This is a genomic window from Campylobacter concisus, from assembly GCF_902460595.1.
In the GTDB taxonomy this organism is placed as follows: Bacteria; Campylobacterota; Campylobacteria; order Campylobacterales; family Campylobacteraceae; genus Campylobacter_A; species Campylobacter_A concisus_BL.
This window is the reverse complement of record NZ_CABPVA010000002.1, coordinates 251,276-275,869: the sequence shown is the minus strand read 5'-3', so window position 1 is coordinate 275,869 and position 24,594 is coordinate 251,276. Positions and strand designations below refer to the sequence as shown.

25 protein-coding genes and 1 pseudogene are annotated in these 24,594 nt (G+C 38.0%); 19 read left to right on the top strand and 7 right to left on the bottom strand.

All coding sequences use genetic code 11. From position 1 onward, the window contains the following. The first annotated feature begins 32 nt into the window (after positions 1-32). The 17 genes and pseudogenes from F3G86_RS06075 (at position 33) to F3G86_RS05995 (ending at position 16,848) form a co-directional block, all read left to right on the top strand. On the top strand, positions 33-1,553 hold the full coding sequence (locus F3G86_RS06075; protein ID WP_107849524.1) for a PilN family protein: 1,521 nt from the start codon (positions 33-35) through the stop codon (positions 1,551-1,553). Then, entirely contained in the window at positions 1,550-2,197 is a 648-nt protein-coding gene (locus tag F3G86_RS06070) for a hypothetical protein (RefSeq protein ID WP_012001744.1), read from the top strand. Before F3G86_RS06075 ends, F3G86_RS06070 begins: the two co-directional genes overlap by 4 nt. After that, complete coding sequence (locus tag F3G86_RS06065; protein ID WP_149723318.1) at positions 2,197-2,607, top strand: hypothetical protein; 411 nt, start codon at positions 2,197-2,199, stop codon at positions 2,605-2,607. The genes F3G86_RS06070 and F3G86_RS06065 overlap by 1 nt, the downstream gene beginning before the upstream one ends. Beyond that, positions 2,585-4,111 (top strand): pilus (MSHA type) biogenesis protein MshL, encoded by a 1,527-nt coding sequence (gene mshL, locus F3G86_RS06060; protein WP_149723317.1) that lies wholly within the window; start codon positions 2,585-2,587, stop codon positions 4,109-4,111. The genes F3G86_RS06065 and mshL overlap by 23 nt, the downstream gene beginning before the upstream one ends. Then, a complete protein-coding gene (locus F3G86_RS06055) occupies positions 4,104-4,931 on the top strand; it encodes an ATP-binding protein (RefSeq protein WP_103558079.1) in 828 nt (275 codons plus the stop codon). The genes mshL and F3G86_RS06055 overlap by 8 nt, the downstream gene beginning before the upstream one ends. Further along, positions 4,924-5,790, top strand: a complete 867-nt coding sequence (locus tag F3G86_RS06050; RefSeq protein ID WP_149713209.1) for a CDC27 family protein — start codon at positions 4,924-4,926, stop codon at positions 5,788-5,790. Before F3G86_RS06055 ends, F3G86_RS06050 begins: the two co-directional genes overlap by 8 nt. Continuing rightward, the gene (locus F3G86_RS06045) at positions 5,787-6,326 is read left to right on the top strand and encodes a hypothetical protein (protein ID WP_021092328.1); all 540 of its coding nucleotides are present in this window, start codon (positions 5,787-5,789) and stop codon (positions 6,324-6,326) included. Before F3G86_RS06050 ends, F3G86_RS06045 begins: the two co-directional genes overlap by 4 nt. Continuing rightward, entirely contained in the window at positions 6,326-8,077 is a 1,752-nt protein-coding gene (locus F3G86_RS06040) for a GspE/PulE family protein (RefSeq protein WP_149723316.1), read from the top strand. Before F3G86_RS06045 ends, F3G86_RS06040 begins: the two co-directional genes overlap by 1 nt. After that, positions 8,074-9,309 carry a type II secretion system F family protein gene (locus F3G86_RS06035; protein WP_021089179.1) on the top strand — a complete coding sequence of 412 codons (1,236 nt, stop codon included), beginning with the start codon at positions 8,074-8,076 and terminating at the stop codon, positions 9,307-9,309. The genes F3G86_RS06040 and F3G86_RS06035 overlap by 4 nt, the downstream gene beginning before the upstream one ends. Before the next feature lie 27 nt (positions 9,310-9,336). Then, entirely contained in the window at positions 9,337-9,837 is a 501-nt protein-coding gene (locus F3G86_RS06030; RefSeq protein WP_087583220.1) for a PAS domain-containing protein, read from the top strand. A 538-nt stretch (positions 9,838-10,375) separates the two neighbouring features. Continuing rightward, positions 10,376-11,095 (top strand): annotated as a pseudogene (locus F3G86_RS11330) (methyl-accepting chemotaxis protein); the annotation flags it as partial. 180 nt (positions 11,096-11,275) lie between these two features. After that, entirely contained in the window at positions 11,276-13,375 is a 2,100-nt protein-coding gene (locus tag F3G86_RS06020) for a TonB-dependent receptor domain-containing protein (protein WP_223228558.1), read from the top strand. Continuing rightward, the gene (locus F3G86_RS06015) at positions 13,369-14,196 is read left to right on the top strand and encodes an alpha/beta hydrolase (protein ID WP_149723313.1); all 828 of its coding nucleotides are present in this window, start codon (positions 13,369-13,371) and stop codon (positions 14,194-14,196) included. The genes F3G86_RS06020 and F3G86_RS06015 overlap by 7 nt, the downstream gene beginning before the upstream one ends. A 33-nt stretch (positions 14,197-14,229) precedes the next feature. Next, entirely contained in the window at positions 14,230-14,475 is a 246-nt protein-coding gene (locus F3G86_RS06010) for an RNA-binding S4 domain-containing protein (protein ID WP_087585885.1), read from the top strand. Beyond that, positions 14,475-14,873, top strand: a complete 399-nt coding sequence (gene tsaE, locus F3G86_RS06005; protein ID WP_149723312.1) for a tRNA (adenosine(37)-N6)-threonylcarbamoyltransferase complex ATPase subunit type 1 TsaE — start codon at positions 14,475-14,477, stop codon at positions 14,871-14,873. The genes F3G86_RS06010 and tsaE overlap by 1 nt, the downstream gene beginning before the upstream one ends. Beyond that, positions 14,866-15,594 (top strand): LPS export ABC transporter ATP-binding protein, encoded by a 729-nt coding sequence (lptB, locus tag F3G86_RS06000; protein WP_002940487.1) that lies wholly within the window; start codon positions 14,866-14,868, stop codon positions 15,592-15,594. The genes tsaE and lptB overlap by 8 nt, the downstream gene beginning before the upstream one ends. 3 nt (positions 15,595-15,597) lie before the next feature. Continuing rightward, positions 15,598-16,848: an RNA polymerase factor sigma-54 gene (locus F3G86_RS05995; RefSeq protein WP_223228563.1), complete on the top strand. Its 1,251-nt coding sequence runs from the start codon at positions 15,598-15,600 to the stop codon at positions 16,846-16,848. Here F3G86_RS05995 and F3G86_RS05990 read toward each other — a convergent pair whose 3' ends face one another. Beyond that, entirely contained in the window at positions 16,849-17,607 is a 759-nt protein-coding gene (locus tag F3G86_RS05990; protein WP_149723310.1) for a hypothetical protein, read from the bottom strand. A gap of 115 nt (positions 17,608-17,722) precedes the next feature. Between F3G86_RS05990 and F3G86_RS05985 the strand changes: the two genes are divergently transcribed. Next, complete coding sequence (locus F3G86_RS05985) at positions 17,723-18,457, top strand: imidazole glycerol phosphate synthase (RefSeq protein WP_149723309.1); 735 nt, start codon at positions 17,723-17,725, stop codon at positions 18,455-18,457. On the opposite strand, the gene murG is transcribed toward F3G86_RS05985, so the two are convergent. Further along, a complete protein-coding gene (gene murG / locus F3G86_RS05980) occupies positions 18,449-19,471 on the bottom strand; it encodes an undecaprenyldiphospho-muramoylpentapeptide beta-N-acetylglucosaminyltransferase (protein WP_149723308.1) in 1,023 nt (340 codons plus the stop codon). The two genes, F3G86_RS05985 and murG, sit on opposite strands and share 9 nt — an antisense overlap. After that, positions 19,468-20,628, bottom strand: a complete 1,161-nt coding sequence (locus F3G86_RS05975) for a peptidoglycan glycosyltransferase FtsW (RefSeq protein WP_149723307.1) — start codon at positions 20,626-20,628, stop codon at positions 19,468-19,470. Before F3G86_RS05975 ends, murG begins: the two co-directional genes overlap by 4 nt. A gap of 91 nt (positions 20,629-20,719) precedes the next feature. On the opposite strand from F3G86_RS05975, the gene murI reads away from it, so the two are divergent. Next, positions 20,720-21,508: a glutamate racemase gene (gene murI, locus F3G86_RS05970; RefSeq protein WP_149723306.1), complete on the top strand. Its 789-nt coding sequence runs from the start codon at positions 20,720-20,722 to the stop codon at positions 21,506-21,508. Between the two features lie 69 nt (positions 21,509-21,577). Here murI and F3G86_RS05965 read toward each other — a convergent pair whose 3' ends face one another. From F3G86_RS05965 to F3G86_RS05950, 4 genes are all read right to left on the bottom strand, one after another. Then, the gene (locus F3G86_RS05965; protein ID WP_035142906.1) at positions 21,578-22,168 is read right to left on the bottom strand and encodes a DedA family protein; all 591 of its coding nucleotides are present in this window, start codon (positions 22,166-22,168) and stop codon (positions 21,578-21,580) included. Between the two features lie 158 nt (positions 22,169-22,326). Further along, positions 22,327-23,106 (bottom strand): MetQ/NlpA family ABC transporter substrate-binding protein, encoded by a 780-nt coding sequence (locus tag F3G86_RS05960; protein WP_149723305.1) that lies wholly within the window; start codon positions 23,104-23,106, stop codon positions 22,327-22,329. A gap of 74 nt (positions 23,107-23,180) precedes the next feature. Then, positions 23,181-23,963: a MetQ/NlpA family ABC transporter substrate-binding protein gene (locus tag F3G86_RS05955; protein WP_002940462.1), complete on the bottom strand. Its 783-nt coding sequence runs from the start codon at positions 23,961-23,963 to the stop codon at positions 23,181-23,183. Positions 23,964-24,223: 260 nt separating this feature from the next. Further along, positions 24,224-24,559, bottom strand: a complete 336-nt coding sequence (locus F3G86_RS05950; RefSeq protein WP_103599125.1) for an ArsR/SmtB family transcription factor — start codon at positions 24,557-24,559, stop codon at positions 24,224-24,226. Positions 24,560-24,594 lie beyond the last annotated feature (35 nt).

Here is a 24,594-nt window from a genome sequence, read left to right as displayed (position 1 = left end):
CAATATAAGCGTTTAGGAAGGTCTTTTGATTCATGATGAATATTAAAAAAAATAGTGAAATTTCTATAGTCGCACTAGATCCGTATGACTATAAAGGATTTCGTTATCACAACAGCAATGTAGAAGCTTTTAACTTTTCAAAAACAGTCAATAAACGCGACTTTTTCATCTCATACATAAAATTTAAAGACTTAAAAACAACAACTATTTTTATCCCTAGAAGCGTTGATAACGACACCCTTTACGAGGAGCTTTATTCAAAGGTCTATGCAGAGCTCTCACTTGATCCTGCGCTTGATAATAAGATATTCTTTTCAGAAGGCACTACAAAAGCTCAAGAGAGAATTTTTACTGTTTTTGCTATCACAAATGAAGATATAAATTCGACCTTTAAAGCAGTTGCAAAAAAGGTCCCATATATCGACTACCTTGCGCCTGAGCCTTTGATCTACTCTGCTATTTATAAAAAAGGCTTGCTGCCTAGCACACAAGCAGACTGCTTTATCGCGCTTAGAAAAGATGAATCATTTTTAAGTATATATTTAGATGGTGATTTTTTTACTGCAAGAGAAATTCGCTATAACCTAAACTATCTCAAAGATAAATTTTTAGAGCAAAGCGGCGACCGCCTAAGCGATGATAAATTTCTCGAAGTTTTATCTCAAAGAGGACTTGTAAATAAAGATGATGATGGCTTTAACTACGATCTAAACACAGTTTTTGAAGATTATATCTTTTACTTTAACGATATTTTAAACATTATAAATAGCCAAAATGGCATATCTATAAAGAAAATTTACATAGATTGCGACTATGAGATCAAAAATTTCGCAAATTTTATCTCAACCAAACTTGGTTTGGATGCAGAGTATATAAACATAAAAGTTGCGATAAACAACAAAAACTATACTATAAATGAGCGTTATAACGTTATGGCTTTATTTGGTAGATTTTATACCAAAGAGCCATTTTATGAAAATTTTAACCTCTCAAATATGCTTCGTCCAGATCCATTTGTCAAAAGAAAAAGTGGTAAATTTTTGCTCACTTGCGCTGCGGCATTTGCGCTAAGTATGTTATATCCAGCTTACAACTACATAGCTGGTCTTGTTTATGAAAAAGACAGCGCAAGACTAAATGACGAATATAGCGTCCTAAACGCCCAAGAGATGCAGATAAAAGAGACGCTAGCTAAAATTTCAAGAGAACAAGAGGCGGTAAAAGAACAGACTCAAAAAGAGAATGAAAAGCTAAATTTCAGAAAAGGTCTGCTTGCTGAGATCGAAAATAAAAAAGATAATTACGCTATGAAGGGTTTAAATCTTTTTAAAATTACCGATATTTTAAATCTAAACGCAGTTCATATCACAAACATCGTAAATAACGATAGAAATTTAACCATAACTGCGGTTAGTGATAATGAAAAAAGGATAACCCAGTTGATCAAAGATATCAGCAAAGATGAAAAATACTTGGTAAATACTAAAAAAATTCGCTCAGATGACGCTAAACACGAGTATGAAAGTAATATAAGCATAGAGATTAGACAATGAGACAAGATATTTTAAGCAAAATAGATCAATACTTTGATAGCAAAAAGCCAAACGAGACAAACCTTATTTTTCTTGGCTCAGCGCTTATCATAGCTTACCTTGTCTATATGCTATGCTTTGATCCTGCGCAAAATTTCTTTGATGAAAAGCTTGATAAACATACGAGAATTTCTACAAAGTTAGAAAACACCAGAAACTATCTAGCCTCAGTAAGCTCTCCTGATGGCGATAGAAATTTTAAGATAAATGAAGAAAATAGAAATTTAAGCAATCTAAAACTTCGCTACACGAATATTTTGAAATTTAATACCTATTTTGATTCAAAGCTTAAAGAGCTTTCTTTTTTGCTTTTTGACAATCAAAACTGGGCAAACTATATAGATAGTATCGTGCTTTTGGCAAAGCAAAATAATATAAAAATTTTAGAGCTTAAAAGCGATATAAAAGAGCCAAATTTCCAAAAGATAGAGCAAATTTTAAATATAGATGTCACTTGTCTTGGAAATTTTAAAGATATGCTTAGCTATATAAACGGACTTGAAGAGTCAAAACTCGTAGTAGATCTTCACAAAATGGATATAAATTCCACTCAAAAAGATCTAGGAGCTAAGCTCTCTATCTCTGTGTGGGGCATGAAGTACTGATGAAAAAATTTGGTTTATTTTTAATTTTATCTCTTGGTCTATTTGGCAGTGAGTTTGAAGGCGAGATGAAAAACTATGATGAAGTTTTTGTTAAGATAAAAGAGCAAAGAAAAGGGCTTAATGGTGGTGAAATTTCTAGTTTGCAAGATCCTTTTAAGCTAAATTTGCCAGTTGCTCCAAAAGGCGATCAAAACACTACAAAATACTCTTCTGCAAGGGGGTTTATGCTAAAGGCCATTTTGCTAAATAAAGCAAATATAAATGGCAAGTGGTATAAGGTGGGAGATATGATTGATGATTACAATATCACAAGTGTTTATGGCAGCAAGGTTATCATCATAAAAGATGATGAAAAACAAGAACTAACTCTTAAAAATGGAAGTAAAAATGTTGGTATCAAAATTAAGTAAATTTATTATAACTGTGGCGTTGGCTTCATTTTTAGCTACTCCTATAATGGCAAAACCAAGCACATGCTTGAGTAAAAATTTTAGTATGAAGATCACGGACGATATAAGTCTTGGAGATGTTTTAAACCAGCTCTCTGAAATGTGTGATTTTAGTATCGTTGCAAAAGATGCTTATAGCAAAAAAGAGCTCGATGATAAAGTATTTGGCGTAAATATAAGAAACATGAGCCTAAGCGAAGTCTTTGATCTACTTTTAAATGAGAAAAATTTAAGCTATGAGTTTTCAAATAATGTCTTAAAAATCTCATCGCTTCAAACAAAAATTTTTAAAATAGACTATATAACTTCTATCCGTGAAGGCACAGCCATTACAAAAGCTTCTGTTGATGCCTCTCCGTCAGAGGTAGGCAGTAGCTCAAGCAGTGATACTAGCTCAAATGATATAAAAAATGAAAACAACTTGATAAGAACAACTGAGAAATTTGACTTCTGGGAGAAGCTTGATGCTGAGCTAAAAGCTATCTTAAACAATAGCAGTGAGCACATCACAGCGCCAGATCCTATTATAAACCAAAATGCTGGACTTATCACGGTTACAGCTACCCCATCACAGCTAAAACGCGTTGAAAAATATATAGCTGAGATGCAAAGAAGGCTTAAAAAGCAAGTTATCATCGACGTTTCTATCATCGCAGTTGATCTAAACAATGAGTATAAACAAGGCGTTGATTGGAGTAAATTTGAGCTTGGATTTAACTCATATATAGGCAACCAAGGCTCTAGCACCGGCTCAAGTGCAAGCTGGACAAACAAGGGCAACAGCTTAAGCGATGGCTTTGGACGCACGTTAAACATCGCTGCAAATTTAAACTTTAGCCTTGATGGTATGATAAATTTCCTTGAAACAAATGGTAAAACAAAGGTTGTTTCAAGTCCAAAAGTAACCACTCTAAACAACCAACAAGCGCTAATCTCTGTGGGTGATAATATAAACTACCGCGTGATGGAAGAGACAGATAATGGTAGCAACAATAACAATAACAACAGGCTTACAACAACTTATAAACAATACTCTGTATTTATCGGTATCTTGTTAAATTTACTCCCAGAAGTCTCAGATAACAATAAGATCATGCTTCGCATCAACCCAAGCTTAAGTAGCTTCAAATACGCAGAAGACGATACAAGAGGTCAAAATACAACCATTAGAGAGATCGCCCCTGATACAGTTCAGAAAAAACTCTCAACCGTAGTTCAGGTAAATAGTGGCGATACGATCATACTTGGCGGACTTATCGGACAGACCAAAGATAAGCAAAACACAGCTGTGCCACTTCTAGCTGACATACCTTTGATAGGAAGTGTCTTTAAAAGCACAAGAGATGGCGTAAGAACTACTGAGCTTATCTTTGTCATCACGCCAAGAGTTGTTGATCTTGAAGATCCAAAACCAGTTCAGCAGTCGCTAAAAGATCTAGGATTTTCTAAATCGATCTATGAGTAACGAAAATATTTATACACATATAAAAGATGTTTTCATAGATGAAGACGAGAGTTTAAATTTCGTAAATTTAGACAACTCTATAAGCTGCTACAACAAGATAGTTTTAGCTCTAAAAAAGCCACTAAAGCTCATCTTGTTTTATGGTAAGCCAGGTAGCGGCAAGACCTTTTTACTAAACAAGATCGCAAATGATCTAAAAGAAGACAAAAGCCTCATCTTTTTTCCACATCCATTTTTTAGCGAGGCGACATTTATCGAGGCACTTTGTGAGCAAATTTATGGAAAAAAGCTTGAAGATATAAACAACTTTGAGAGCTTTATAAAATTTTATTCAAAAGACTTTAGCAGTAAAGATGAAATTTTAAAAAATCAAATGACGGTTATCCTAGATGAAGCGCAGCTCTATCCGACTGAGCTTATCGAGAAGATAAGGCTTATGGCTGACACTAGGATGTTTAAATTTCTCTTTACGATACATAAAACTGAAAATGAAGATATTTTGGCGAAAGATTATTTTCAGACTAGAATTTGGGAGAGCATCGAGCTAAGTAGTGCTGATGTAAATGAGATCATCATCTACTTGCAAAGAAAGCTTAGTCAAAAAAACTATGATAAATACCTTAAATTTGACAAAAAAGACTACGAGTGCGCCTACTCATTTTGCGGTGGAAATTTAAGAACGCTAAACAAGATCATGTATAAATTCTATGAAATTTGCGAATACTACGAGCAGTATCAGCCTTCAAAGCTTAGCGGAGATAAGGCAAATATCATGATACTTACCATGGCTGCACTTGATGCGGGGCTAATCGATGCTTGAGCCACAAGAAATTCAAAGACTAGAAAAGCTTTATGAGAGCTACAAGAAAAAAAATGGTGGCTTTTTGCATAAAATTTTTAATGCCAAAAACTCTAAAATTTTAATCATCGAGCTTTTGCTTATCATCATTTTGCTGGCTGCGTTGATAGTTCTAAGTTTAGAAAAAGCTCCAAGTCTTGCTAATAAAAGCGATAAAGTTTTAACCAAAAATGCAACCACAGTAAAAATGGTAGAAAAAAATGAGACAAATGTAAGCGTTCTTAGTGAGCTAAAGCAAAAGAGTGAGGTTGCTAAGGCTAAATTTGAAGAGGGTAAAAAACAAGATGAGCTAGCTGACAAGATAGCTAAAAAGCTTGAAGAGGTTGTAAAGATAAACGAGACAAACGATACTTCAAAAAATGACCCAAAAAGGCAAAGAAGCTCACAAGGTTGGCTTAAGCTAAGCATCCCTGATGAAGAGCCACTTACCGAACAAAATGGCATAAGCGTGCCACAAGATGAAGTGATAGATCTTGAGTCAAAGCCAGCTAGAAAGCGTGTAAATATACAAGTAACTTCAGCATCAAATGAAGAGAGCGTGCTAAGAGAGCAGTTTTTAAAAACCAATAATCCAACTATTGCACTTGAGCTTGCTAGATTAAATTTTAGAAACAATAATTTCAAAGAAGCTATAAAGTGGTCGCTTGCTGCGAACGATATAGATAATAGCTTAGAGGAGTCATGGATCATCTTTGCAAAGTCAAAATATAAGCTAAAACAAAGTGATGATGCCGTAAAAGCTCTAAGGGAGTATAATAAAAACTTAAACAAAGCTTCGATAAATGAGCTTATAAATAAGATAAAAAGTGGAACATTATGAAATTTTTTGCTATTTTTTTTGTTTTTGTTTGTGAAGTTTTTGCTGTTAGTCTGACTGAGATAAGAGATGACTTTAATAGCGCAAACTACGCAAAAGTCTGCAACCAAAAGGTTGAGGACTTTTTAAAAACACAAAATAACGAAGAGCAAATTTCTATGTTTGGCATCGCTTGCATAAAGATGAACGATCTAAACAGGCTAGCAACTCCGATTGATAAGCTAGTAAAGAGCGAAAAATCAAGAGAAAATGCTGCCTATTTTGCTGACATCTTGTTTAAGAAAAAGCTCTTATTTCACGCTATGATAGATGGCGTTGATATAAGCTATATCAGGCTTCCAAAGAGTGATTATATACTTTCATTTTTATTTGATAAATTTGTAAAAAAAGAGTATGTTGAAGAGCTTGGCACATTTATCTTTGAAGAGCCAAACTCTGACACGAGGTATGAGATCAGTCCGACAAATGGACAAATACCAAAGTTAGTGCTTAAAATTTTTAAAAATAACGACCTGAAATCACAAATAGAGTATAGATAATGAAAAATGTAGAAAATGTAATCTTAAAAAATATAGAACAAAACGGCAAACTAAGCACATCAGATATAGAAAAGATAAAGCAGATAAGCGAGCAAGAAGGCAAAGGTCTTGTTAAAATTTTAAGAGATGAAAATTTACTAAATGACGATGACTTTATGGAAATTTTGTCTGATATTTATAGGAGAGGGCATGTAAATATCGATGAAATTTCAAACGACCTTGAGCTTGATATCAAGGCTTTTGTTAAATTTATAAGTGAGAAATTTAAGGTTTTATACTTTGACCTTGATGATATCGACATCGACTACCGCATCAGCGAAAAACTAAGCACCGCTCAGCTAAAGACATATAGCGCGATCCCAGTAAAAGAAGATGAGATAAGCGTATATGTCGCTTTTAAAAATCCATTTGACGTTATGGCTCAAGATAAGGTGCAAAATTTATTTAATAGAAAACTGCTAAAAGTTGCCATCGCTCAGCCAACTCAGATAGAAAAATATATAAGCAAGCTAGCACTAAATGAGAGCATAAAAGATGTGATAATAGAGATCAGAAGAGAGCTTTCAAGCTCGGCTAGCCAAGGTCAAAACAGTGAAAACTCTGGAATTTTAAAGCTAATCGAGATCATCTTAAAAACATCTATCCAAAGCAGAGCCAGCGACATCCACATCGAGCCAACCGAGACAAACTGCATCGTAAGAAGCAGGATCGATGGCATGCTAAGTGAGACATTTATATTTGATAAAGATATCTATCCGCCGATGGTTAGCCGTATGAAGCTACTTTCAAACATGGACATCGCAGAGCGCCGCCGCCCACAAGATGGTAGATTTTCAGCTCAAATTTTAGACAAAGAGTATGATTTTCGTATCTCGACGCTACCTATATTAAATGGCGAAAGTATAGTTTTAAGAATTCTTGATAAGTCAAAGGTCATTATAAATTTAGAAGACCTCGGCATGCATCCTGACAACTTTTCTAAATTTAAAAAGAGCATGAAAGCACCTTATGGTATCATTTTAGTCACTGGTCCAACAGGTTCAGGTAAGACTACTACACTTTATGGTGCGCTAAATGATATAAAAAGTGTAAAAACTAAGATCATAACAGTTGAAGATCCAGTCGAATACCAGCTAAATATGATCCAACAAGTGCATGTAAATGAAAAGGCTGGACTTACCTTTGTTTCAGCGCTCCGTTCTATTTTGAGACAAGACCCTGATGTCATAATGATAGGCGAGATCAGGGATCAAGAGACGCTTCGCATAGCGATACAAGCGGCACTTACTGGTCACCTTGTCTTTTCTACACTTCACACAAATGACGCCATTAGCGCGCTTCCTCGTATGATAGATATGGGCATCGAGCCTTATCTAGTAAGTGGTGCGCTCGTTTGCATAGAGGCTCAAAGGCTTGTTAGAAAGCTCTGCCCACACTGCAAACAAAAGATCACTCTATCTCAAAAGGCATTTGACGAGGTTAAGAAATTTGTCCCTGAAAACTATCAGTTTTACAAAAGTGTCGGATGTCCGCAATGCTCGCAAACTGGGTATCTCGGACGTGAGATGATAAGTGAAATTTTACCTATTAGTGACCATATAGCAAGCATGGTCGCAAATGGCGCTTCTAAAGATGAGCTTAAAAGCGTAGCCTACGAAGAGGGTTTTATAGATATGTTTCATGATGGTGTCATAAGAGCGGCAAATGGCATAACTACGCTTGAAGAAGTTTATAGGGTTGCTAAGATATGAAATACTTTGAGGTTGAGTACATCCAAAACGGCAAACGCCATAAGATGAGCCTAAGAGCGAACAATAAAAGCGAGATCAAAGATAAAGCAAATGTTACTGGCATGATCGTAAAGATCAAGGAGACGCAAACTTCTAGCATAAATAACTTTGAAAATTTACAAAATGTGATCGCAAAGGCTTTTACTAGTCCAAAGGTCAAAATTCCAAATTTAGTTGCCACCATAAGACAGCTTAGCGTTATGACAAATGCTGGAATTTCTATCCACGATAGCATTAAAGAGGTTGCAAACTCCACCGAGGATAAGCGCCTGAAATTTATATTTCAAACGATAGATGAGGAGCTAAATCAAGGCTCAAGCCTCACAAATAGCATAGAAAATTTTAAAGAAGAGCTTGGCGACGTGACACTAGCGATGATAAGGCTTGGTGAGAGCACTGGTAATATGGCTGACGCGCTTGCAAAGCTCGCCTCTATCTTGCAAGAAGTCTGGGACAATCAGCAAAAATTTAAAAAAGCTATCCGCTACCCGATAACCGTCATCTGCGCGATCATCATAGCCTTTGTCATCCTTATGATACTTGTTGTGCCGCAGTTTAGAGAAATTTTTGAGCAGTTAAATGCAGAGCTACCACTGCCAACTAAAATTTTGCTAAATATCGAATACGTCATGACAAACTACGGCTTTTATATCCTTGGAGCACTTGCATTTATCGGATATTTGCTTAGAAAATACTACCTTGATAGTGAAGAATTTCAAGATAAGGTCGATAAATACCTTTTGAAAGTCTATCTCATTGGTAAGATCATATTTTATTCGAATATGAGCAGGTTTAACCTCATCTTTACAGAGCTTGTTCGAGCTGGTTTGCCTATAGCAGATGCCCTTGATACGGCTGTGATAACGGTCTCAAACAAGGATATCAAAAAGAAGCTAAGCGGCGTTAAGATACTCGTTGGTAGAGGCGTTAGCCTAACAGAGGCCTTTAGAGATACAAATTTATATGAAAATATGCTCATACAGATGATAAGCGCTGGCGAGCAAAGCGGTAGCTTGGATGATATGACCGGAAAAGTTACTGACTATTACAGGATGAAATTTAACGATATTATTGATAACATCTCAAACTATATCGAGCCTATCTTGCTCGTTTTTATAGCGGGCATGGTGCTTTTACTAGCTCTTGGTATATTTTTGCCGATGTGGGATCTATCAAAAGCCGTTAAAAACTAAAATAATTAAAATCTTAAAGGAGAGAAGATGTCTGAAAACAAAGAACACATGGTCGAAGAGAGCGCCTTTTTGGTCTCAAAGACTGACTTAAAAGGACGTATTACATATTGTAATGAGCCATTTTTAAAGATAGTTGGAGCTAAACAAGCTGAAGTCTTGGGTAAGCCTCACAACATCATAAGACACCCAGATATGCCAAGAGCTGTTTTCAAGCTACTTTGGGAGCGCATAAAAAATAAAGAAGAAATTTTTGCTTATGTTAAAAACAAAAGCTTTGATGGCGGGTACTACTGGGTCTTTGCAAATATCACAACTTCACTTGATGTGCAAAACAATCCAGTTGGCTACTACTCAGTTAGACGCAAGCCAAATCCAAAGGCGATTGAGATAATAGAGCCTATATATCAAAAGTTGTTATCGGTAGAAAAGAGCGGTGGCATGGATGCTTCGATGAAATTTTTAACTGAATTTTTAAAAGAAAAAAATATAAGTTATGATGAATTTATAAATAACCTACAAAGGCTATAATATGTTTGGAAAAAAACTTGACTCTATAAATGAAATTTTAAGCGTAGTAGGCTCAGCTAGAAATGGCATCTTAGAGCCTAGGATAGTAAATGTAAAAGAAAATGACCCACTTTATGAAGTAGCACTTGGTATAAATGACCTACTTGATCAAGTTGAGGCGCTCCAAAGAGAAATTTCAACCTCAATAGATGCTGCTCAAAGCGGACTAACATATAGAAATATCTTTACAGAGGGGTTTCGCGGTATATTTAAACAAAATGCCGTTTCTATGAGCAACGGCGTAACTGGTATAAAAGATAGTCACAAAAGTAAAGTAAGAGGTCTGCTTTCAAAAGAGCTTGACACACTTGGCAATGGCAACGACGGCATAGAAGATGTTAGAAACGATCTAAATGAGAGTATCAAAAACCTTAGCCAAATGGCACTCATGGCAAAAGATACGGCTAGAATCGCCGAGGATACGACGCAAAGCATCAATGAGCTAAGCGTAAATATGAGCTCACTTGAGGAGCTGATAGAGGGCTCAAGTCACGCCATAAGCACGCTAAATAGTAGAACAGACGATATCACTTCGGTTGTAAATTTGATAAAAGATATAGCTGAGCAGACAAATTTACTAGCTCTAAACGCAGCCATCGAGGCGGCACGCGCAGGCGAGCATGGACGTGGCTTTGCAGTTGTTGCTGATGAGGTTAGAAAATTAGCTGAAAATACCCAAAAAGCAACACACGAGATCGGCGTAAATATCCAAACACTTCAGCAAGAAGCCAAAGATATAGATGAAAATTCTAAAAAGATAGATGAAATTTCAAAGATCGCCACAGCAAATGTTGAAAATTTCAAACAAACTTTAGCTAGCTTTAACCAAAATGCAAAAGAGACAGCCCAAAGGTCAAAATATGTAGAAGATAAGACCTTTGGCATCATCGCAAAGATAGCTATCATTGTCTATAAAGTGGGCGTTTATTCAGACACTGTAAATGAGCAAGGTTACGGCGATGATATAGCAAAAGACGCAGATGATCTTGTAGCGTGGTATGAAAATGAGTGCGCAAAGAGCTTTAGTCACACTAAAATTTACGAAAAATCACGCCATTTAGTGGATGAGTTTAACAAAAACATCAAAGCCATCTTGACAGAAGCTGGCAAGGGCTATAACGAGAAAAATTTAAAACATTTTGTCACTGAGTTTAGAAAGCTTGAAGATCTTAGCAGAGAGATATTTAACTCATACAACGAAATGGTCGCTTCAAAATAACTTCAAATTTGCTAGACTCACTTTGGGTCTAGCTTCTCTTAGATTGATTTAAATTTATTTTCATAAATTTTTTTGTATTGTTATTTAAAATTATGATAATTAATATTGTTTTTATGCTTGCTTTGTTAAATTTGCGTTTCGCTTTCATTATCAAAAATTAAATTTAACAAAAGGATATCCGTGAATAGATCAAAATTTATTGCCATTTGCCTTAGTGCTTGTGTGGCAAATTCTCTCTATGCAGTAGAGAAAGAGAATAACGAAACCAAGCTAGATGGCGTCGTAGTAAGTGCGAGCGGCTTTTCGCAGCAGATAAAAGAAGCCCCTGCAAGCATCAGCGTGATAAGTGGCGATGAGCTAACAAAAGATAGCTTTACCTCACTTCACTCAATCGCGCAAAAAGTGCCAGGCGTAAATGTCGTTGGCGGCGAGGATGGTCCAGCTAGTGGTATCTCGATACGCGGCATGGAAAGCTCTCAAACGCTAGTTTTGATTGATGGCAAAAGAGTAAATTCAAGCAGTGCAAACCCAAAGGGCGGAGCAGGGGATATGAACTCAAATTTCATCCCACCAGCTGAAGCGATCGAGCGTATAGAGGTCATCCGTGGCCCTATGAGTTCGCTTTATGGTAGCGACGCGGTTGGAGGCGTTATAAATATCATTACCAAAAAGGATTTTTCAAAATTTAGTGGTAACGTCGGCATCTCAACTACGATAAATGCGCATAAAGGCATAGGTGATGGCAGGCAGGGCGACTTTTATCTAAATTTACCTCTTTATAAAGAGCTTTTTGCGCTTCAGCTTTGGGGATATAAAAAGCTAAGAGATGAGGATAATTACAAAGGCGGCTATCAAAAGAGCGATAAGAGAAATTTAAGCGCAAAGCTTTGGATCACGCCAGATGAGCACAATAAATTTTTCATCCTTGGCTCAAGTGAAAAACACGACTACTCGCGAACCGTCGGCAAAACAGCTACCATAAAAACAAATAAGTTTTTAAACGCCTATGACTACGAGAAAAAGAGCTATGGCGTGGGCTATCTTGGCGAATTTGATAGTCTAAATGCCGATATCAGCTACATTTATGATGAGACGCAAAGAACGAGCCTTTTTGATAAATTTATACCAGCAAAAGCCAAAAATCACAACTTCAACTCTAAATTTACAACCTTTTTTGGCGCGCACACTCTAACTTTTGGCTATGACTTTAGCAAGCAAAATGTAGGCACGACCTTCATCGTCTCAAACGCTTCAAGAAACGGCTTAAAAGATCCAAAGACCTACTCGATGAGCGAGCATGCGGGATTTATCGAGGATGAGTGGCAAATTTTAGATGAGAAGCTATTTTTAACGCTTGGCTCAAGGCTCACGCACAATGAATTTTTTGGCAACCACCTCTCGCCAAGAGCCTACCTAGTCTATAACGCCACAGATACGTTAAGCTTAAAAGGCGGCGTAGCAACTGGCTATAAAACCCCTGATGTCAATCAAATTTCCCCAGAAGTAGGCACTATCCAAAATGGTTGGAAAATAGTTGATTTTGGCAACAAAGATCTAAAGCCAGAAAAGAGCACGACTTATGAAGTTGGGGCATATTATGACAATCAGGCTGATTTTAGAGGCTCGGTGACGCTTTTTAGAAATGAATTTAAAGATAAGATCCTAGATACCGACGGCAGTAAAAGAGTAAATGGAATTCCAGCTTTTGGCACTTGCACAAATGCACCAGACGTTACTTGCCCTGGCTGGGGAACCTACTTTAACATCGAGGGTGCGACCGTTTGGGGCGTGGAGCTAAGTGGCGACTATGACATCCTTTCAAATCTAAATTTAAGCTCAAACTACACCTATAACAAATCAAAGATAAAAACTGGTGATCCAACTATAAACACGCCAAGAGGCCCTATGAAATTTAGCCAAACAGGGCTTAACAGACTTGATGGCAAAAGCCTAACAGCAACGCCAGAGCACACACTTCACGCCACGCTTACATATAAGCCTGTAAAAAGCGTTAAGACATTTTTTGGCGCAAACTATGAGAGTAAGCTAACAAGCGTAAATTTTGGTGCTGGCAACAGCGTAAGAGAGAACACAAAAGACCTACTCACCTTTGATACGGGCGTCAGCTGGGACGCAAACAAGCACCTAACGCTTAGCCTAAATGCCTACAACATCTTTGATAAAGTAAGATACGATGAGGCGTTAGCAGACGACGGCAACTACTACTGGTATCCGCAAGAGGGCAGGAGATTTTGGTTTAAGGTCGCTGCAAAATGGTAAGAGCCTTTAAATTTTTGCTTTTTACGCTTGGCGTGACGCAAACTTTGCACGCAGGACCTAGCCAAACGCCTGAGCCACTTAGCCAAAAAGCTGCTAGTAAATTTGAAATTTCAACCTTTAAAATGAGCGCAAATGATGAAATTTATAAAATTTTCACAGCCAAGCTAAAGGGGCAAGATGAGTTTAAAAACGTGCTTTTCTTGCTTGACGCAAATGCCCAGTTTAACATGCTCTTAAATGAATTTGATGGCAAGGCTGCCCCGCTAATAATAGGCATAGGATATGACAGCGACAAAAGCTACGAGGTAGAAAAACGCACAAGAGATCTCACGCCAAAGGCGAAGGGCGAGGAGTTTAGCAAGAGTGGTGGCGCTGATGCGTTTTACCACTTTTTAACTAGAAATTTAGTGCCGCTAATTGATGAGAAATTTAACGTGCAAAGCAGCCAAAAGAGCCTTTATGGACACTCTTTTGGCGGCCTTTTTACGCTCTATGCGATGCTTAAAAATGAGGGCGTATTTTCAAATTTCTTTATCGCTTCGCCATCTCTTTGGTGGGGCGAGTCTGAAATTTTAAAGCAAAACGTGAGTGAGGGTAAATTTAAAGAGAAAATAAAGGCTAAATTTGTCTTTCTTAGCGTTGGCGAGCTTGAAAAGAGAAAGGGCAAAACAGACAAAGCTGGCATTTTAAAGGCGAGCGATCTAGCCCAAATTTTAAAGCAAAGTGGCGTAAATTATCACTTTGAGCTTTTTAAAAATGAGACGCACGGCAGCGTCATACCTCTAAATTTAAAAGAGCTTTTAAAATATCTGAAGGATTAAAAATTTAAGGCTATTTTTGTTAAAATCCGCCGCATGAGAGTAGATAAATTTTTAAACGTAGTAAATATCACCAAAAGGCGTGCCGTTAGCGAAGATATGTGCAAAAGCGGCGTTGTGAGCATCAACGGCGTGCAGGCAAAAGCGGCAAAAGATGTAAAGATCGGCGATGTTATCACTATCAAATTTCTAACACGTGAGGCGAGATACGAGGTGCTAGCGATCCCAACTACAAAAAGCATACCAAAAAGCGCTCAAAGCGAATATGTAAAAGAGCTTTGATGGTTTTTGAGCTTTTGGAAAATGAGCTTAACGAGCTTGTGCGGGTGCTGCCAAAAAGTGGCGTGGTGCTACTAAGTGGCGATCTAGCAAGTGGAAAAACGACGCTTGTAAAGGCGATCATCAAGGCTCATGGCATAGAAGAGAGCGTGACATCGCCGACATTTTCTTTGATGCAAATTTATGGTAAAGATATCTACCACTACGACATTTACCAGATCGGTTTTGATGGGATGGCAAAAAATGGCCTTTTTGAAAATTTATTTGAAGATGGGCTTCATCTGGTAGAGTGGGGCGATGAAAATTTAGAAAAAGCTCTAAAGAAAAACGGCGAGAGCTATACATTAGTAAAAATTTCTCCTAGCAAAAATGGCAGAAAATACGAGGTTATAAGTGCATAAACTAGAAGTAAAAGATCTAAAAAAGACGATTAAGAAAAGTGAGATCATAAAAGGCATATCTTTAGAGGTAAATAGCGGCGAAGTCGTGGGGCTTCTTGGGCCAAATGGCGCTGGAAAGACGACCACTTTTTATATGATCTGCGGGCTCATCTCGCCAACTAGCGGAGATGTCTTTTTAAACGATGAAAAGATCACAAATGTCCCGCTTCATAAAAGAGCGCACCTTGGTATTGGCTATTTGCCGCAAGAGTCAAGCATATTTAAAGAGCTAAGCGTAGAAGAAAATTTACTCCTTGGCGCTGAAATTTTAAATCAAAGCAAAGAAGATATCTCTAAAAGAGTAAATGAGATGCTAAATATGCTAAATATCGAGCCTATCCGCCTAAGAAAGGGCGTTAGCCTAAGTGGTGGCGAGCGCAGACGCTGTGAGATCGCTAGAAGCCTCATCATAAAGCCAAAATTTTTACTGCTCGATGAGCCATTTGCAGGCGTCGATCCTATCGCAGTTAGCGACATACAAAGCATCGTTAGAGACCTTAAAAAGCTAGGTATCGGCGTTTTGATAACAGACCACAACGTCCGTGAGACGCTAGCCATTTGCGACAGAGCCTACGTCATCAAAGATGGCTCGCTGCTAGCAAGCGGCAGTGCGAGCGAAGTAGCAAACAATAAGCTCGTTAGAACGCACTATCTTGGCGAAGAATTTAAGCTACTTGAGTAGATGATGCTAAGGCAAAAGCAAACTTTAGCGCCAAAGATCAAACTAAACCAAACGCTGCGAAGCTGGCTTCCTATCCTTCAAAGCGGGCTTGATGAGCTAAAAGAGACGCTTGAGCCTTTTATAAAAGAGAACCCATTTGCCACGATCGAACATAAAACTTTAGAAAAAAGCGAAAAAAAACGAAATTTTTTCGAGCAGGTCAGTAAAAATTCAGTAAGTGAGAGCATCGAGGCTTTAAGCATATATAAAGAAAGCCTTTATGAAAAGCTTATTAGTCAGATAAATCCCCCACTTTTCCCCACGCAAAAGTCCCAAGATATCGCATATAAGATCATCGAGTGTTTAGATGACGAGGGCTATTTTTCTTATGATGATGAAATTTTTGTTGGTTTTTGCGAGAGCGAAGTGGAGCGAGTAAGGGCTAGATTTGCCTACCTTGAGCCCTGTGGCGTGGGTGCAAAGGATCTCAAAGAGAGCTTTTTGTTTCAGCTTGGCGAGGCAGAGGCGAGTGAAGAGATCGTAGAGTGCGCGAAAAAGATCATCTTAAATTTTGAAAATATAGAAAAGCTTAGAAAGCTTAAATTTTACGACGACGCGCTAAAGATCATAAAAAAATTTAAAAATCCACCGGCCATTGAGTATCTTGAAGACGAAAAAGAGGCGGTACCTGACATCTTCGTGCTAAGCACTAGTAGTGGCATAAGCGTGCAGATAAATGACGACTATTATCCTGAAATTTTGGTCGATACTGAGGGGCTAGACGAGAAAGAGGCCTTTGTCAGCTCACGCATAAAAGAGGCAAGCGAGCTCATAGACGCCCTTGAGATGAGAAAATCAACGCTTTATAAGATAGGGCTTATGATAGTTGAGTATCAGTACGACTACTTTTTGGGTGGCGACATAAAGCCTATGAAGCTAAAAGACCTAGCAGACGAGCTAGGACGCAATCCTTCAACCATCTCAAGAGCCATCGCAAACAAATATCTAAGCTCTCCAAGAGGCACGGTCGCGCTTAAAAATTTCTTTGCAACTGGCTTTGATGAAGAGACTTCAAACGCTGCGATAAAGGAATTTTTGCTAGAGCTTATCAAAAATGAAGACCACAAAAAGCCTCTTTCTGATCTAAAAATTCAAGAGCTCATCCAAGCTAAATTTAACATCCAAATCGTTCGCCGAACCATCACCAAATACCGCAAAATTCTAAACATCGGCAGCTCAAGCCAGCGAAAAAAGATCTATCAGATAAACGGCTAGCTACCACTCATTTATGGCAAAAAGAGTGGCTTTATGCATCTGCGTAAAAAGCTCTGCACTAAGCTCATCGTACTCTTTATCACGCTTTTTACGCTTCGCCCAGCCTGCTGCGTCGTCGTTCCATGAGCCCATACCACCAAAGACATCAGCTGCACTTGCCGCATTAAAAAGAGCCAAATTTAGCTTTGGCATAAGTGGAGCGTTTAGGATATTTTGCTCTATCTTTTCTGGCTCGTTTAGCGCTTTTAGCCCTTCCCTAAAGCAATCGCCAAAATTCTCACACTCTATCTCATCTGCAAATTTAGCGATTTTTGTGAGAAGATACTTAAATTCCAAAGTGTTATCACTAAATTTTTGAATCTCTAGCATGCCATCTAGACTAAATTCTTTATAGACTATATCCCAGCCCTTTTTGTCTTCTTCAAAGCTCCAGTGAGGCACGAGATAGCTCATTTTATCTTTATAAATGCAAAGAATAGACTTGTAGCTTACGTTTGAAAAGCCTTGCAGCGAGCGCTCCTCTGAAGAGACCGTCAAATTTGTGGCATATCTCACGTCGCTTAGCCCAAGCTTTAAGGCGTGCTTAAACCACTCATTTATGCTAGCTTGCTCTCTTTTTTCTGGCTCATCACCTAAGGTAAAGTCAAAAACTAGGCTTTTTATATATTTTTCGCTTTTGTAGTTTAGCTCTAAATTTGACTTTAATGCTTGCTTTATAGAGGCTACGATAATGCAAGAGTTAAAAACTTCACCATTCATTTTTGCTCCTTTTTTGAGATATTTTATTAAAAGAAGTATAAATATCTTTTTAAGAATTGCAAGCGAAAACTTCAGCTTTTTATAGTAAAATAGCCAAAAATTTCAAAGAGGCAAAATGGATTTTAATGAGATTGAAAAGCTGATAAATACGCTTAAGAAAAACTTGGAAGTTATCGAAAACAACGGCGTTGTCGAGCCTGAGACAAAGATCGATGCGCTTACTTTTAATAAAAATGTCGAAGAGATCAAAAAAAGACTTTATAACACAACAGACGAGGGCAGTTTTTTTAAAAACGTCTTTAATACTGAAGATTACTACGAAAACATTAGCTCATACCTCGAGCAGACAAACAAGAGCCTATACTACAAGATAGAAAAGGCTGGAGTGAGCCTAAAGGCTAATCAAAATTTACAAGAGAGCCTGACAAACATCTCAAACATTATGCAGGTCTTAGTCGCTGAGTATCAGATACAAAATAAAAAAAAGAAAAAGAGTATTTTCTCAAGAAGTGGCGATACAGCGATGATAAGAGGGCTACTTGCCGAGCTTATGGAGCTACAAAATAGGATGAATAAAATTTTACATCTCGACTCTCAAATCGTCTCAAACGTCGTTTTGGAAAATTTTAAAACTATCTACACATTTTTTTATAACTGCATAAGGGTTGCCAAACAAAGGGGTGATGAGCTACTTTTGGTTGAGATTGCAGGCATCACAGATAGGATCATCGAGATGATAAGACCTGTGCTTTCAGGCAAGAGCTTAAAGACAAACGAGCTTATCTATCACTACCTCATTTACGAGCTACGAGAGCTAAAAGCCTACGCCATAGGCGAGGATCTAGCTTAAAATTTTATCCATTATCTCTTTTGCCCCATTTGGCAAAAGGATCTCTTTTAGGGCTTTGCTGCTTTTGTTTAGATCAAAGCTCTCGATCATTTTTATGACTTCATCTTTGTCTAAATTTTCACCATTTTGCAGGCAAATTTCAGCTATGCCTTTATCTTTTAGAAATTTAGCATTATAAAATTGGTGGTTGCCAGCAGCATAAGGAAATGGCACAAAGATAGAAGGCAGGGCATTTGCACAAAGCTCCCAAAGTGAGCTAGCACCAGCTCTTGATATGGCAAGATCAGCCTCGCTCATCTTCTTTTCTATCTCTTTGCTAAAGTCAAAAATTTCTAAATTTGCTTCGCTAAAGCCAAACTCATCATATCTTTTTTCAAGCTCATCAAGGGCGTTTTTGCCGCATTGATGAATGATCTTTATCCCTTTTTCTTTAAGATATGGGGCTAAATTTATAGCCAGCTCGTTTATCGCCTTTGCACCTTGCGAACCACCTAAAAAGAGTATAGTTTTTAGCTGGTCTCTTATTCTTTGGCTTTCAAAAAATTTATTTGCCACTGGGTAAGGGCAGGGCGAGAGCTCATCATAAGAGCTAAAAAAGCCCTTTGCACACGGCTTTAAAATTTTATTTAGCTTTCCAGTTACGGCATTTTGCTCATGGATGAAAAGTGGTGTTTTTGAGATGATGGCTGCTATGGCTGCTGGGGCTGCTGAGTAGCCTCCCACGCTGATGACTGCTTTTACGCCATTTTCTTTAAAAATTTGCCTGCTCTTTAAAGCTAGGCTTATGATGTTTGTTAGTGATTTTAGCTTGGCAAGACCTCTTTTATTTACGACGCCACTGCTTGGTAAAAAGAATTTCTTTGCAAATTTATCATCATTTTCAAACCAAAATTTATCCTGACCGCTAGTTGAACCGATGAAGATAGGCTTTACGCCTCTCTCATTTAGCTCTTCACAAAAGCTTCTAGCGATCGCTAAATGTCCGCCAGTGCCACCACCACAAATAACTATCATAGTTTTGCCTTTTTACTAACCATCAAGACCATGCCGATGCCGATGCATATAGCAAGCACGGAGCTACCGCCATAGCTCAAAAATGGCACAGCGATGCCTTTTATCGGCGTGATCGATGTGATGCCGTAGCTATTCATCAAAAATGAAAATGACAAGATAAGCCCGATACCAAGCGAGAATAGGTGATAGACCTTGTTTTCGCTCCTAGCTGAAATTCTAAATATCCTATAAAGTAGAGTTATAAAGATCGCTGTGATGCATAAAATGCCAAAAACACCGACCTCTTCAGCTATGCCAGCTAGCACAAAGTCCGTATGCACCTCGCTTAAAAAGCCAAGCTTAAATATCCCAGCTCCAAGTCCCTCTCCAAAAAACTCGCCATGCTTGATCGCATTTAGTGAGTGAGAAATTTGATATGGCTCTGGTGCGTCTGCCACCCTAAGCACGTTTGCCACGCTATCTGGCAAGAAAGAGAGAACCATGTTTTGTATCGTGCCCCACCATGATTTTATACGTAAAATTCTGTGCTCTGAGCTAACTATCGCCACCGTCATGACAAAGGCAGCGCCCAAGATACCGATACCAAAGAGCCTAACGCTAGCCCCTGCAAAAAGCGCCATCGTCACAAAAGTAAGTGCCAAAACCACCACCTGTCCAAGATCATTTTGTAAAATAGCGATCAAAACAATGGCTACACAAAAAAGAATTAAATATGGAAAAAGTATCTTGATCTCATCCATCAAAGTTCTCTTGCCATCGCTAAATTTTCTAGTAAAACTCCATGCCAAAAAAAAGACAAAACCAACTTTGAAAAACTCAACAGGCGCAAGCGAAAAGCCTGGCAGTCTGATCCAGCGTCTTGCACCGCCAGCATCAGTCACCATAGAAGCTGGCAAGGCATGCATAAGTATCATAGCGATGATGCAAAAGCCAAAAAGGCTAAACCCTATCCAGTTAAGCGCTTTGTCGGGATTGAGCCTTGAGAGCCACCACATGAGAAAAATTCCTATACAGCCGACTGCAAACTGGCGGATGAAAAAGTGAAATTCGTCGTAGTTAAAAAATAAAACTGTAAAAACTGGCAAAGATAGTGAGAAAATAATACTTATGGCGATCAAAGTCGCGCAAAGATAGAAAATAACCTTATCAACTGCCAAATTTAGCTCCAACTTTAAAATGAGCCAAAGTATAATAAAAAACGGCTTACAAAGATATTATTTGCTATAATTGCAGGCTTTAAGGATGGGTATGAAGATAGGTATATTTGACTCGGGGCTTGGCGGACTTAGCGTCTTAAACGAAGCTTTAAGTAAGCTTAGCGAGCATGAATTTTTATATTACGCAGACGTGAAAAATGTCCCATATGGACAAAAGAGCAGGGATGATATCTTAAAATTTAGCTTTGACGCGGTGAAATTTCTTGTTAAAAATGGCGCAGAAGCTATCGTGATAGCTTGTAACACTGCAACAAGCGTAGCGATAAAAGAGCTTAGAGCAAATTTAAGCGTGCCGATCATCGGCATGGAGCCAGCTGTAAAAAAAGCTCACGATCTAAGCCACGATGATACCCTAAAAACGCTTGTCATTGCCACTCCAGTCACCGTAAATGGCGCAAAACTAAAAGAGCTGATCACAAATTTAAACGCAAAAGATAAAACCGAACTGTTAGCTCTGCCTAGGCTTGTAAATTTCGCTGAAAAGGCTGAGTTTGAGAGCGGAAACGTGAAGTCATATCTAAAAGAAGAGCTAGCTAAATTTGATCTAAGTAAATTTGACTTTTTGGTGCTTGGCTGCACGCATTTTAACTATTTTAAAGATAGCTTAAGAGAAATTTTACCCCAAAATGTAAGCATAATAGACGGCAACGAAGGGACGATAAAGCGCCTTATAAGCGAGCTTGAACTTAAAATTTCAAGTGTAAAATTAACTCCAAATGTGAAATTTTTCTACTCAGGTGACGAGGTTTGCGAGCAAAGCGAGCTAGAGAAAATTTCAAGAAATTTAGCTAGATTAGAAAAAATGAGAGCGATTAGCTAGGCTAAATTTAGCTAAAAATTTGAGCCAAATTTAGCAAAATACATTAAATTTTACATATTTTTATATGTATTATTTCTTTCTTTGCTTTACTATATAGATAACACTTATGATCGCAACCACCGCCAAAAGAGCGATCGTTATTGTTAAAAGTGTTTGTTTGTTAGGATTTGAGCCTAGAAAGTAGCCAACTCCAAGCAAAACCGCGCACCAAATCCCAGCACCAAGTGTGGTAAATAAGCAAAATCTAAAAATGTTCATCTTAGCAAGCCCAGCTGGCAGGCTGATGTATTGACGAATTCCAGGGATGAGGCGTGAGTTGAAGGTCGAAATTTCGCCGTGTTTATTGAAAAATGCTTCAAATTTATCCATCTTTTCGTGAGTGATGCCTATAAATTTGCCATATTTTAAGATGATCTCGCGTCCAAAAAAGTAGCAAAGATAGTAGTTAAAAATGGCTCCAAGCAAGCTGCCAAGCGTACCTGAGATAAAAGCAAGCGCTAGGCTCATCTCGCCTTTGTGAGCTAGATATCCAGCTGGTATCATCGCCACTTCGCTTGGAAATGGAAAAAATGAGCTCTCCAAAAACATCATCACAAATATGCCAGCATACCCCCAGCTGCTCACGCTTGAAACGATAAAGTCAATAATGTCATGTAGCATTTTTACTCCGAAATTTATCTTAAAATGAGGCATTGTAGCAAAGCTTTATTTACTAATAGTAACTAACAAAAGCGATAAATTTAAAAAAAGATAGTTAAAACGAAAAGCTATAAGGTTTAAATTTAAAGGTAAAAGTAGGGCGAAAGCTCGCCCAGTTTTTAAAATGCAGGTATGACCTCGCCTTTGTAGCGAGTGATGATGAAATTTTTAGTATCAGGGCTAAGTACCGCATCGACTAAAGCTTTGATCTTAGGATTGTTCTCGTTGCCAGCTCTTGTGACGATGATGTTTGCATAAGGGCTGTTGGCGTCTTCAAGTAAAAGTGCATCTTTTGCCACACTCATGCCAAGATCAAGGACGAAATTTGTGCTAATAGCAGCGATATCGACATCATCAAGTGTCCTTGGGATCTGAGCACCTTCTAGCTCGACAAATTGTAAATTTTTAGGATTTTTAGTTATGTCATTTACAGTTGCAACTTTTACGTTTTTGTCGATCTCTATAAGACCAGCTTTTTCTAAAATTCTAAGCGCTCTATTGCCATTTGACGGATCATAAGCGATCGCAACTTTTGAGCCATCTTTTAGCTCTTTGATATCTTTGATCTTTTTAGAGTAAAAACCAAGTGGTTCGACATGCACGCTCGCAACGCTTACAAGATGCAGGCCTCTAGCCTTGTTTTGCTCCTCAAGATATGGCAAATGCTGAAAGAAATTTGCGTCTAAGCTGCCATCTTCTGTGGCGACATTTGGTATCGAATAGTCTGAAATTTCAGAGATAACTAGGTCGTAGCCTTTATCTTTTAGCTTTGGTTTTACAAATTCTAAAATTTCAGCGTGTGGCACTGGCGAGACGCCAACAGTGATAGTGTGGTCTTTGTCGGTTGCGTGAAGGCTTAGAGCAACTAAAGATGCGGTTAAAAGTTTGATAAATTTCATTGTTTTTCCTTTTTTTGATTTGGTAAAGCGACGCTAAAAAGGTAAAAGCTTTTACGTCGCTTTGTTAAATTTGATTAAAACGCTGGGATGATAGCGCCGTTATACTTTGTCTCGATAAATTTCTTAACTTCTGGTGAGTTGATAGCTTTATCAAGGGCTTTAGTTTTAGGGCTGTTCTCGTTGCCAGCTTTAACAACTACGTAGTTTACGTATGGGCTATCTTTACCCTCGATCACAAGCGCGTCTTTTGTTGGATTTAAATTTGCATTTAGCGCGTAGTTTGTATTGATAACTGCGATAGTAACGTCATCAAGCGTTCTTGGCACTTGAGCAGCCTCGATCTCTTCAAATTTAAGCTTTTTAGGGTTATCAACTATATCAAGCGGAGTTTTTAGCGGGTTGTCATTTAGCTTGATAAGTCCAGCGCTAGCTACGATGTCAAGTGCGCGGCTCTCGTTTGTTGGATCATTTGGGATAGAGACCACTGCGCCATCTTTTAGCTCTTTTATGTCTTTGATCTTTTTAGAATAAACGCCCATTGGCTCGAGATGTACGCCAACTGTTTTTACAAGGTGAGTGCCTTTGTTTTTGTTAAATTCTTCAAGATATGGGATGTGCTGGAAGAAGTTTGCATCAAGGTCGCCGTCCTCTGTCGCAAGGTTTGGCGTGGTGTAGTCGTTAAATTCTTTGATCTCTAGTGTGTAGCCATCTTTTGCCAAAATAGGCTTTACAACCTCTAAAATTTCAGCATGTGGGATAGGTGTAGCACCGACGATTATTGTTTTTGACTTGTCAGCTGCATTTGCGCTAACGCTAAGGCCTAGGGCAACTAAAGAGGTAAGAAGTAGTTTTTTCATTTATTATCCTTTTTTAAAATTTGCCAAGCACCAAAAAAGGATAAATTTAAGCTAGAAGGTTAAATTTCTTTTTAAGCGCTTAAGCTTTTTCCAAGCACTTAAAAAGAAATTCTGTGCTTAGAGATTAGTCTTTCGACGACGCGTTTTTTAGTAGGCGGCACATCTGGCACATATCTGATTTCATCTTTTGTCCTTTCAGCTAAAATTAATTTCGCGCATTCTAAATAAATAAACTTTAAAAAAAAATAAATTTTAGAAATTTATCTTAGACTTTTTATGACACCTCTTGCATTTTTTGAGTTTTTGGCTGCTTTTTCCTCTAAAATATTTTTTAAACATTCTAAAAAATTTGGCAAACAGCAAATATCAACCGAGTAAAAAACATTAAGTCCGGACTTCTCGCTTTTTAAAATTCCTCCATTTTTTAATACCCCAAGATGCTTTGAAACCGTTGCTTGTTCTTTATTTAAAAGCTCGCAAATTTCACCTACGCTCATCTTTTTATCACCTAAAACCTCAACTATCCCGATCCTAACAGGATGAGCCAAAACTCTCATAAATTCGCTTTTTAGCGCAAGAATATCAACATATTGCATTTTTATACCTTTTTTATGATTTTAACTTAAAAGAG